The organism is Candidatus Uabimicrobium amorphum (genome assembly GCF_009002475.1).
Taxonomy (GTDB): Bacteria; Planctomycetota; Uabimicrobiia; order Uabimicrobiales; family Uabimicrobiaceae; genus Uabimicrobium; species Uabimicrobium amorphum.
Window position 1 is genome coordinate 93,490 of sequence record NZ_AP019860.1, and the last position, 11,565, is coordinate 105,054.

Genomic DNA, 11,565 nt, shown 5'->3' on the forward strand with positions numbered 1-11,565 from the left:
AAACTGAGGTGCTATGCATTGGTATGTAAAATCAAATAAAGATGGTCGTATTTTCGGGCCTTATACAAAAGAGGAACTGGCAGATAAAATTACAGTAGAAAACCAACACAACTTCCTTTTTTCGCAAAATAAGATTCAATGGTACGAAACGTTGCCGCAACCGCAAAAGCAAAAGATGCTGGGGAAATATAAAATACTGCGTGAGCTTGGTCGTGGGGGAATGGGAGTCGTGTACCATGCATTAGATACGAGCTTGCAGCGTGAATGTGCGTTAAAAGTACTTACGGGTAAGAGAGACGATTCTGCCGTAGAACGATTTTTTAACGAGGCGCGCGCTATTGCCCAGATCAATCACCCAAACATCATTAAAGTTCATGAAATTCACACATCACCTATGCACTTTTTTGCGATGGAATACATTTCAGGGCAAACACTTATTGTATACCTTTCTTCACGGCGATTTACTGTGAACGAAAAACTACAATTATTTATGAAAATTTGTGACGCCATTGCCCTTGCACACAGTCATAAAATACTACATCGCGACTTAAAGCCCGAAAATATTTTGGTGCGTAACAATGGCAGCCCTGTGGTCCTCGATTTTGGCATTGCAAAAGATTCCAAAACGACGAGTAACCTAACGAAAAAGGGGGAAATTGTCGGAACGCCACGCTACATAGCACCTGAAATTGTGCTGGAGCAACCTTTTGATGATCGCTCTGATGTATATTCTCTGGGAGTAATTCTGTATCAGATGCTCACGGGACGTCCTCCTTTTGACGTAGATAACTTTTTTTCTTTAGTGCATGCCCTAACATCTAAAGAACCTCTCCCTCCTTCGCAATTGAACGCTTCGATTCCTAAGAATAGTGATCTTGAAATTTTGTGTTTAAAGGCACTCGAAAAAAAACCGCAAAAGCGCATAGAAAGTGCCGCATATCTACAGCAAGAAATTGAAAAAATTGTAAAAGACCTGCCAATTTCCTTACGTAAACCAACTACTTTGGAACAAATGATGCGTTGGTATCGCGGAAGTGGAATCGTGGGGCGTATTTTCGTTATGCTTATTATGGCGATTGCTATTCTCTCTGGTATAACATTGTTCACTTTTAACTCGGTACAAGAAGCATTGGCTGCAAAACAACAAGCTTTGTACAAGAAAAAAGAAGCGAATGATACTATTATCGAAATAGCAGAAAAAGTACCGCAAAGCGTGCGCGTTGGTCAACTGCAACAAGCATTGGTTAATTTACAGCGTGCGTTTGTTGCCTTAGATGATTCCTTTGCTGAAAGGACCGTCGAACAAAATGCCGTGATTTATCGTCGCTTGACAAATATATTAAATTTTTCGGTTTTGACGAACCTTCCACGTATTGAAAATCACGATATTATAGACTTGAAAAGACCATTGCATGTTTCCGCAAGTGGTAGATTTGTTTTGGCATGTCAAAATAACTATTTGTATACGTGGGATATTAGACAGCAACAAAACATAAGCATCGCAAATAGTCAGAAAATTGAAATAGGCAAAGACGCGCGCTTTTTGTGTTCTACAAAAGATGATCGTTTTGTCGTTTATTGTCGCGATAAAAAAGTCTTTGCTTATGACCAACAACAACAGCGCAATATTTCTATTGCATCGTACACTGGTAAGGTAATGGCTGTTGCTTCAGACAATTCACGTTTTCTTACTTATAACACCAATAATAAAGTATGGATTTACGATTTGCGTTTGCAAAAAAAGGTCGCGTATTTTACGGTCAACGCCATCAGTAAGATAAAAATATCACAAGATGGTCTATCTGTCGCTGTTTTGGGCTACCAGGCTTTTTATCTTTACAGTGTCAAAAAGAAAAAGTGTTATACCATTACCGATAAAAATTCATTTAGTTATGGATGTAAGTTTGTGTTTGATCAGTCACGTTACTTATACATCGTGACAACTTTCGGATTGACGATTTACGACTGTGTGAGCTATACGAAAAAATATGTTGCGAATCCGTATAGCAGTCATTTCCTTAAGTCTGATCCCATTGTGGTTCACGATCGTTTGATTTTTGGTACAGACCGCGGTGGAATCATTACGTACTTTCGCGAAAATGATTTTCGGCCGCACCGTTTTGTGAAGTTTCCCGTATATTTACGTGAAGAAGTTCATGGTTTATATCCCGCAAAGAATTTTGTTTGTGTTGCGAAAGGAGCTGTTTTACAGATTCGCAATATTTTGTCATTGGACACTACATTTTCAACCCCTTACGATGGAGGGATTGTATCTCTTCACCAGTTAAGCAACGAATATGTACTTAGAGTCATGTCGCAAACAAAATATACCTCTTACAAATTTGTAGCCCAAACTTTGTCATGCGGGCCAGAATTTTCGGAAACTTTACGAAGATTGTACTATGCCTCTGACGAGTTGAAGCAAATGATGCGCAAAATTGAATTGGCGCAAAGAACAAACACTGTATTCCTTCCTCACCAACTCGGGTACTTAGGTTGGGTAAATGGTAAATTTGTTTTGCAATATAACTTAAAAAAAGGTATGCCACACAGTTTTGGTTACGATGGAGACTCGCGTATGGTAGTGACATACGACGATTTTAAAATAGACTTGGTAAATACCAAAGATCTTTCTATCGAAAAAAGCATGTTGTTGTCCCTAAACAAGTCGCAATTAGAAGGTGAACCAAGGCAAACCTGTTTCTTAGATCGCGAAACAATTTTTACAACCACGACGCATCGTGAAATGTGTCGTTATCACATAGCGTCCGATGTGTATGAAAAGTTTATGGAGAAAATACATGCCAAGTCCATTTTTTGCCAAAGAGTCGATGATGCGGTTTTTGTGGGAACAAAGCATGGATTTTGTGTGGTTGATTTGCAACAACGCAGTGTAAAAAATAAATTCTTGTATGAAGATCCAACTCTAACTACTTTTTCGGTTGCGAATAACGGATCTATTTTTGCGTCGGGAGGTGGCGACAGGGTGACACTGTGGAAAAATTACAAAAATCCCCAACAGAAGGCATCTTTTCGTGTTCCTGGCTCGGTGAATAACATATGTTTCTCGCCAAATAATGAGTATTTGGCTATTTTCACTTCGGACAGTTTATTTATATATGATGTAGAGCTCAAGCAATTACTTGAGGCGTATATCGGCTATTTCAAAAGTACCGTGAGTAACGTAAGTAAGGATTGGAACCATATTTATTTTCCCATAGGTATGGGAGATGTGATTGTTTTTAACCAAGGTTACTTTTTTGACTATGAACAGCAACAGCAAAAAATTATGGGATATGACATCGTCAACGAGAAGTACAATGCCAAGGCTCTCGTTGAAGTAATGCAGCAAATACGGCGTAAATTGCGTAAGTAAGCGATACTTTCCGCGAAAGGAAAATTATGAAGAAATATTGTTTTATTTGTGTGTTGTTCCTTTCATGCATTGTCTTTAGTGATGACAGTCATGCAAAAATATGGAACAAAATAAAAGAACAGCATATTACCGTTAAATTTACCGACGCACCCTTTGCAGATGTGGTGCATTTTGTAAGACAAACGACAAATGTGAATATTGTCATTGAGCCAAAGGTCATTCACAATTTTACGATAGAAGGAACAACGGTAACCATTGAGCTCAATGATGTGAAGATCAAAACATTGTTAGATGTTCTTTGTAACTTTTATCATCTTACATATTCCATACGCAACGAAGTGCTTTTTATGGCCGCCATAGATTCTCCTTCGGTACAGCCTGCTATTGAAGCAAAAAGTTATGATCTTCAACGTTTTAACATGCGCGATGCACGCAACATTTTATTAAAAAGTAATGCGCAAAGTGGAAAAGTAATTGCGGTAAAACACACACGCAGTTTTGTAGATGAGTTAGTAAATGCCATACGCCGCAATGTTTCGCCGGATTCCTGGATGCGAAGAGGACATAGTATTGTTGCGCAAAATAAGCAAATACTTGTTCGCACTTCCGCAGATGTACATCGACAAATAAAAAGTTTTTTAGACGATATGGCGCTACTGACGCCAAAAAATATTGATGGCCGTGTCTCTATATATAAGCTCCACAATGGAAAAAAACACCAGATATATACAAACACGTTTTCCACTCTTGAGAATGAGTTTGTGTACATGAGTACGAAAAGCAAAGATTTGAACATTGCGCTTGCGTTAAGTCCCACGATCGTAAAAGAATACGGGATACGTTTGCAAAGTGACATACAGCTTGCAAATAGCAAAAATACCTACCACGACTATGGCATCACCACGGTAGAGAATGGGGTGGAAACAAATGTGGTCACTTACTCCTACGGAGGTGAATCGATCGTTGTCAGTGCGACGATGCATAGCAATTATATAAAAAAGAATGTCGCGCATCATAGCGAAGCCTCTCTTCAAGACAGAGAAATACACAATCGTTTGCACTCCGAAGTTTTGTCGGTGGATTTTTCCGATACCCCTTTAGGCGACGCTGTCGATTTTCTTAGAGTGACCACAGGTTTGAATATCTTAATAGATGCGGCCGTGTACCAAGAATTCCCGGAGGAGTTAAAGTTTGATTTAAATGTGAAGAGAGTAAAGTTGAAAAATCTGTTAAGTCTTATTGCTTCCTCTGTTGGTCTTCACTACAAAGTCGAGAAAGGTATTGTTGTCATTTCTACGCGTGATAGAGTCGTTGCGAAGGACACGACACGTGTTTACTATGTCGAAGACCTAATGGCTGTAAACCCGCTTTTTACCGACAAAAATATACTCAGAAAAGCATCTTCTTCTTTTACAAGAATATTATCGCAAAATATTCGTCCAAAGAAGTGGGGGTTATGTCGTGGAATTCTCGTTGTATGCGATACACAGGCAAAACAGGGGGAGGTCACCCAGCTATTACGTACACTACGGCGTCATCGATATGGAACGCAAGTGCTCATTTCCTACGCTTTCGGCAATGAAAATACGGGAATTTCTATAACAAAACGCACACAAAATAGTCATGAAGGGCATGTCGAAGCTAAGGTTGAAAACCGCTCGCGATCTGTATCGATCCATTTTAGACCACATGTGCAAGATGTGAATATACATCTACACACAGATTTGATGTTCAAGGGCGCAACGTCTATCCAGCAAAATTTTTCGACAACGATTACTGCGCAGAAACACCGAGTTTTTGTTGCACATGAATTACCGTTTGCTATTGATGCGCAAATTATCTCGCTCTCAGGTATGGAGCGCAAAGAGGATCAAAGTTCCGGAGACAAAAAAGACGCTGATACCACCACGGAAAAAACAACGACGCAAAAAAGCACTGCACTCGAATATAAAGACGAGGGTTACGACGACGATGACGACTATGAAGACTACTTCAATGACGATGATGAAGAAAATGATGAGCAAAATTCGAAAGATACAAAAGACACACAACAGCAGCCGGTAAAGAAAGATGCGACGAAGAAAAGTGACGCGTTCGAATACAAAGACGAGGGCTATGACGATGATGACGACTACGAAGATTACTTCGAAGACGACGATGACGAAGAAGAGGCTGACGGAACAGAACAAAGGCAAGATACACAAAGTGCACAAGCAAAATCCACAAAAACCACCAAAGTAATCCCCGAAAAATTAACCACAATCAAAGAGTGCGATGACGCCATTACGAAAAATCCTGCGAACAGCGATCTTTATTTGCGCAGAGGGAACTTGTACACCGCCCAGCAAAAATACGATAAGGCAGTAGCAGACTTCAACCGTGCGATCAAACTGCAAGCGAAGAATCCCCAAGGATATATATTGCGCGGTAAGGCTTACGTTGCTTTAAGAAGATACCGCCAAGCACTACAAGACTTTACCATTAGCTTGGCGTTAAATCCCCAGAATGCCGAGGTGTATTTCCAAAGAGCGGAATTGTTGACGCGGCAAAAAAGGTATGACATGGCGTACATCGATTATAACAAAAGCATAAAACTGAATCCGAACAATGCAGAGTTTTATATTGGGCGTGGATTGCTAAACTTGGAAAATCGACGTTTCCAAAACGCATTAAACGATTACAATGATGCCATTCGCATAGACCCTAAAAATGCCCAAGCCTATGGGTATAGTGGCATTGCATACCAACTGATGAAGAACAACCGCAAAGCAATGAGGTATTACAGTAAAGCGATTACGCTAGATCCTAAAAATGTAAATGCATATGCCAATAGAGCGCGTTTGTTTTTTAATCTGAAAAAGTATGAGAAAGGATTAAAGGACTGCAATGCCGCGATATCCATAGAAGCAAAGAATTCGATGTTGTATTTACTGCGTGGCCATATGCACAACCAAATGCAAAAGTACGCGCTGGCTTTAAAAGACTGGGAAACAGCTATCACCTTAGGATATCCAAAGCAAAGAATACAGCCTTTGATGGATAAAGTGAAGAAATTGATGAAGAAGTAAACCAAAGATTCGCACACCAGTGATGGCTTTTTCCCAGGGGTGTCATTCCTGCGAAAGCAGGAATCCACAATATGAAGTCGACTTGTAAACGCCTGGATCCCTGGTCAAGCCAGGGATGACAACCTGGGATTTGTTCAATATGAGAGTTTCTATCTCTTTTCTTTATATGTATTTATTACTATCAACGGTTTGTGCTAGTTAAAATTGTAATACGTTCCCGAACCCGATTCCGTTCCCGATCCCGAAAATTGAGTAAAAAAGTAAGTAATCATAAATGTATGGCTTATTGAAAATTACCAAAAATCGGATTTATTTCGAATATTAGTAGCGTGTTATGTATTAAAATTACATTTTTTGTATTATTGTGAAATTCTAAAATAATTTTGTTCTCTTACTGGATCGATCGGGAACAGGATCGGGAACGGGATCGGGAACGTATAAAAGTGATATCTTTCTACTAGCACAAGTCATACTATCAATAAATTTGATGTAGCGCTTGCGTATACCAAACCCAAAGAATACTTCCATATCCCGCGGCATTGATACCAAAACCTAATAGATTATATTGTGCGATACTGTACGGCATTTTTTTATTGAGATACACGAAGTCAAAAATCAACCACAAGATCACAAATATCATATAGGCGGCAAGCATATACGCGTGAAAAACAGCGTAGAGAATGACGGCTTCTGCCACGACAAGGGCAATGACTAATAGTTTGGTGGCATCGTTGCCGATCACCGTTGCGGTTGTCCTTCTCCCGGCTTTTCTGTCGGGCTCTATGTCCATAATTTCCCCGATGAGTTGTGCCAGGATGCAAAATATTCCCAGGTAAACCATGGATTGCCACGGAAGGCTGGGAAAGTCATTTAAGTAAGTACACAAAGGCACGATGATTAACATTCCTAGGATATTTACCAGTTCTAAAGGTGGCACTCCTCTAAGCCCATACTTAGGTAAATTGTATGTGATATTCACTAGGTAGATACAAAATAACACCACGGCCATTGGCCAACCGCAATACCAAATAAAAAATATGATAAATGGTAGTTGCGCAATGATAATCGGAGTCATTAAACCTTGCAGTTGTTCTTTTGTCCCCTTTGCCCCCCACAAAAAGCTATTCTTACGCGGATTATGGCGGTCGGTTTCGTAGTCCACCATATCATTCCATCCATAAATCATAAAATTTAATGGAAACGTGGCATAGATAAAGCCAATCCAAAAAGGCCATGTGTAAATAGACTGTGTACCAACGACGGGTAAAAGATATACCCACAACGTTTGGAACCAAAGTCCTGGTCGCGAGACTTTGAGATAAAAGGTAAGGTTATTGGACATGGTGTACTTTCTTAAAGTATTGTGGGCGTAGTATATCGCGAACTTCCACGGTGATTTGCATTCCCATTGTCGCACTTGTAAAAACTTCGTTTAATATTTTTAGGGCATTTTCGCCGATTTGAGACTTTACCTCAGGAGATCTTCCTTCTAGCAAGGCAATTTCTAAGTGAACAAATGCTTGTGCTTTTTCATCCCCTAATAAAAAATCGGAAGTTACATGAACGCGACTTTTACAGTTTTGTGGCGGAACGTCTGCGCAATCTTGTAATACTTTTTGTAGAGCGAGAAATAGATCGTTGTAACTCTGCATCTCTATATTTTGAGAAAGTTCTATTTTGATATGAGGCATAACAAACTCCAGTTGTTTTGTCGTAGCTTGTGTTTAAATGATATCTAGTGGAACTGTTTATTGCTGTTGAATGAAAACAATATTAATTCTTGGAGGAGATATGACGCGGTTGTCGATAGGTCTATTTCTCACACTTTACTCGCTAGGTATCGCATTGGCTATTTTTTATGCCAGTTATATATGGATGTTTTTTGCGATTTTTGTCGTGGGGATGCTAGCTCCAAAGCGCAATTTTTTGGTGATTGTCTTTGTCATTACTCTAAGTGGGTTTTTGAGAGTGAATATTGAAAAGTTAACACAACCACAACTTTTTTTTAATGATAACACCGTAGTTACCGTGCGAGGAATTTTGATCGACAACGTTTTTGCTTTGCGGCAACAGCAAAAAAATACGCGACGTAGTTTTGTTATACAAGTTTGCTCTCGAAAAGTAAACAACAAATGGGTGGAAATGCGTTGTAAAATGTATGTTGTTGTATTTTTTGCAGTAGAGTGTGATTATTTGAGAGGTGGTTATTTTGAAGTAGATGGGATAATTCGTCATATCAGAAAACCGCGTAATCCCGGAGAATTTAATCGTCGGTTATTTGCGATGTCACGAGGGGTTTTCTATGATTTGTACGTCAAAAAAGAAGGCTTGCGGTTTTTGTCAACGTATCGCGGCTGCCCACTGTTCAATTTTGCAAAGTTTTTGCAGGCAAAAATTGCGAAATATTTGGTGAAAGAATTTGGTACCAAGGTGGGAGGTGTTGCGGCAGCACTTTGTTTTGGCGAACGTTTTTTTTTAGATTCCTCTTTGCGCGATGAGTTTGTGGAAAGTGGGGCAATGCATTTATTGGCCATTTCTGGTTTTCACATCGTGATCATCACTGGGATCTTGCTACGGTTATGCACCATCGTATTTCGCGACTACTATACATCTGTTTTCACAACTTTATTTTTGCTGATTGTATACGCATTCATCGCGGGAATGACAGTGTCGATTACTCGGGCGGTGGTGATGATGTGCATTTATTTGCTTTCCTCTATCGTCGGACGAGAAAAAAATGCCATGCATAGTTTGTTAGTGACAGCATTGGCATTTTTATTTTTTGATCCATTTCACATACTGCGCATTGATTTTCAGATGTCCTTCATTGTGTGTTTTTTTATACTGCATGTTGGAGATCGCGATACGACAGACTCTTTTACCACAAAATTAAAGGACAATATTATTGTGGCAGTTGTCGCTACTCTAAGTTCATTTCCATTAACAGCGTACTATTTTTACTCTATCGCTCCTGCGGCAATGATTACCGGTTTTGCATTATACATACCAATATACATGTCGTTGCTACTGGTTCTTACATGGGTTTTTTCTCCTGTGAGTTTGACTTTTATTGGCGACAGCTTTTTTGGAATGGTGTATGGGAACATTGCTCTACTATTGTGGTTGTTGGGTTGTGTTCGTTCGATACCAGGAGGATTCTTTTACGTTCCACAACCCCACATGTGGCAAATATTGGTTTTTTATTTGCTGCTCATGATAACGAGGCCACGCAATATCATGGTGGTTTGTGTTCTTTTTGTGATTTTTTGTACGATGATTTTCTTCAGAATTGAACAGGACTTTCGTTTAACCGTACTTGATGTAGGACATGGAGATTGTATCTTTGTCGAAAAAAATGGACGAAACTATTTGTACGATTGCGGGAGCTTTCGCATATTATCTTTTCTGAGAGCGAAAGGTATTTATCGAATCGATGCGGTGATTATATCTCATGGTGACATTGATCACTGTCGTGCGTTGTCTGCATTGATACAAAGCGTTCACGTTGACAAAATAATTTGTAACTCTCATTTTGCCGCGACACCACTAGCTTCTGAGGTCTCTAAATATGGAGTTGAGTTATGCGTAGTGCGTGATCGAGAACACGCCGAAGGTTTTACTTTTTTGTATCCCGGTGAGTTTTTTGAAAACAAAAAAGCCACAGATAACGATCATTCATTGGGTGTGTTATGTGAGATACATGGCAAAAAAATTGTCTTACTTGGCGATATGGAAGACAAAGCTCTGCGCATACTTCTCGAATATAATATTCAGGATGTGTATTTGATGCAAGTTCCACATCATGGCTCAAAAAATAACTTTACAGAGAAGTTATTGCGAAAGTGGCGACCCAAATACGCTACTTTGAGCAGTAAAAAAACCTTTCCTTGTTTAAACACTCTTCATTTGTATGCTAAGTATAGTGTTAAGGTATTGGCCACATATTCACGGGGAGCGATTGTGGTTCACTGGTGATATTTTACTAAAATGGTAACACTGTCTACAAAAAATAAAAAGATGTGTCTACAAAAATCTACAGTTATGATGTGGACGATCACTGTTGTAAAAATCCCTTAAGATGTTTTTTGGCTTTAAGTCTTTTAATTGTAAAGTTTTAAGTTTTTTGTTTTGAGAAAAAAATAATGTTTGGCATAGTTGTTGCTTTACTCTAGGGCGAGTCAAGACAATGGTAAATTTCACAATTATGAGGGAGAGAGTTATGATGGGTGATCCAAACTTAAAAGAATATCTTCAGGAAATCAGAGAATATCCAATTTTGAAAGCGAAAGAGGAAAAGAGACTATTCAAACTTTGTATAGACGGAGATGAAAAAGCACGTGAGAATTTGATCACTTCAAACCTACGTTTAGTTGTAAGTATTGCCAAGAAATACGTCAACTGTGGTTTGCCGTTTATTGATCTTATTGAAGAGGGCAATGTGGGGCTAATTTACGCAGTCGAAAGATTTGATCCTGAAAAAGGTTGCCGATTTTCAACATATGCAACGTGCTGGATTAAACACTCTATATGTCGCGCTATTACAGAAAAAAATCAATTAGTACGTATTCCTGCGTACATGAAAAAAATTATTAGCCAATGCAAAGAACAAATTGCGATTATGATACGTGAATCGGGTAAAACTCCCACTGTACAAGAAGTTGTTGAGAGAACAAATTTGCAGAAGACAAAAAAGAGTATTATTCACGAAGCTCTTATGACAACTCAGGCTTTGGAATCCATGCAAAGTTTGTATACTTTGAATGCAAACCAGGACTGGATAGAAGATCGTAAAACAAATAATACTTTACAACAAATATTTGATAAGAGCGAATTTGAATGGATTATGGGTATTATTGACGGTTTGGATTCCAAAAGAGCACAAGTAATTAGATTGCGATATGGTTTGGACGGAAAATCTCCGATGACATTAAAAGAAATCGCGTCGCTTTTAAAGTTGACGAAAGAGCGTATTCGCCAAATCGAAAAAGAAACTTTGTCAATGTTAAGACAAATCATTAAAAGAAGAAAGGCCTCTGATTGTGCACTTTAGATTTTAAATATGTAGTTTAAGGCGCGCTTTCTACGATGAGATGTAGAACGCGCTGCCTTTCTGGAAAAAGC

6 protein-coding genes are annotated in these 11,565 nt (G+C 39.1%); 4 read left to right on the forward strand and 2 right to left on the reverse strand.

Annotated elements, in window-relative coordinates; translation table 11 throughout:
• Window positions 1–13: 13 nt before the first annotated feature.
• Window positions 14–3,376 carry a serine/threonine protein kinase gene (locus UABAM_RS00325; protein WP_151965997.1) on the forward strand — a complete coding sequence of 1,121 codons (3,363 nt, stop codon included), beginning with the start codon at window positions 14–16 and terminating at the stop codon, window positions 3,374–3,376.
• A 26-nt stretch (window positions 3,377–3,402) separates the two neighbouring features.
• The gene (locus tag UABAM_RS00330) at window positions 3,403–6,444 is read left to right on the forward strand and encodes a tetratricopeptide repeat protein (RefSeq protein ID WP_151965998.1); all 3,042 of its coding nucleotides are present in this window, start codon (window positions 3,403–3,405) and stop codon (window positions 6,442–6,444) included.
• A 475-nt stretch (window positions 6,445–6,919) separates the two neighbouring features.
• Here UABAM_RS00330 and UABAM_RS00335 read toward each other — a convergent pair whose 3' ends face one another.
• Together UABAM_RS00335 and UABAM_RS00340 are read right to left on the reverse strand one after the other, a co-directional pair.
• The gene (locus UABAM_RS00335; protein ID WP_151965999.1) at window positions 6,920–7,786 is read right to left on the reverse strand and encodes a UbiA family prenyltransferase; all 867 of its coding nucleotides are present in this window, start codon (window positions 7,784–7,786) and stop codon (window positions 6,920–6,922) included.
• Window positions 7,776–8,135, reverse strand: coding sequence for a 5-carboxymethyl-2-hydroxymuconate Delta-isomerase (locus UABAM_RS00340; protein WP_151966000.1), 360 nt, complete (start codon window positions 8,133–8,135; stop codon window positions 7,776–7,778). Before UABAM_RS00340 ends, UABAM_RS00335 begins: the two co-directional genes overlap by 11 nt.
• 100 nt (window positions 8,136–8,235) lie before the next feature.
• Here UABAM_RS00340 and UABAM_RS00345 point away from each other — a divergent pair, with 100 nt between their 5' ends.
• Both UABAM_RS00345 and UABAM_RS00350 read left to right on the forward strand, forming a co-directional pair.
• Complete coding sequence (locus UABAM_RS00345) at window positions 8,236–10,419, forward strand: DNA internalization-related competence protein ComEC/Rec2 (RefSeq protein ID WP_173013048.1); 2,184 nt, start codon at window positions 8,236–8,238, stop codon at window positions 10,417–10,419.
• Window positions 10,420–10,663: 244 nt separating this feature from the next.
• Window positions 10,664–11,494: a sigma-70 family RNA polymerase sigma factor gene (locus UABAM_RS00350; protein ID WP_173013049.1), complete on the forward strand. Its 831-nt coding sequence runs from the start codon at window positions 10,664–10,666 to the stop codon at window positions 11,492–11,494.
• Window positions 11,495–11,565: the final 71 nt, after the last annotated feature.

What these genes read in the sequence shown, in the direction of transcription:
- UABAM_RS00325 (WP_151965997.1), top strand. Translation starts at nt 14, where the DNA reads ATGCATTGGTATGTAAAATCAAATAAAGATGGTCGTATTTTCGGGCCT.
- UABAM_RS00330 (WP_151965998.1), top strand. Translation starts at nt 3,403, where the DNA reads ATGAAGAAATATTGTTTTATTTGTGTGTTGTTCCTTTCATGCATTGTC.
- UABAM_RS00335 (WP_151965999.1), bottom strand. Translation starts at nt 7,786, where the DNA reads ATGTCCAATAACCTTACCTTTTATCTCAAAGTCTCGCGACCAGGACTT.
- UABAM_RS00340 (WP_151966000.1), bottom strand. Translation starts at nt 8,135, where the DNA reads ATGCCTCATATCAAAATAGAACTTTCTCAAAATATAGAGATGCAGAGT.
- UABAM_RS00345 (WP_173013048.1), top strand. Translation starts at nt 8,236, where the DNA reads ATGACGCGGTTGTCGATAGGTCTATTTCTCACACTTTACTCGCTAGGT.
- UABAM_RS00350 (WP_173013049.1), top strand. Translation starts at nt 10,664, where the DNA reads ATGATGGGTGATCCAAACTTAAAAGAATATCTTCAGGAAATCAGAGAA.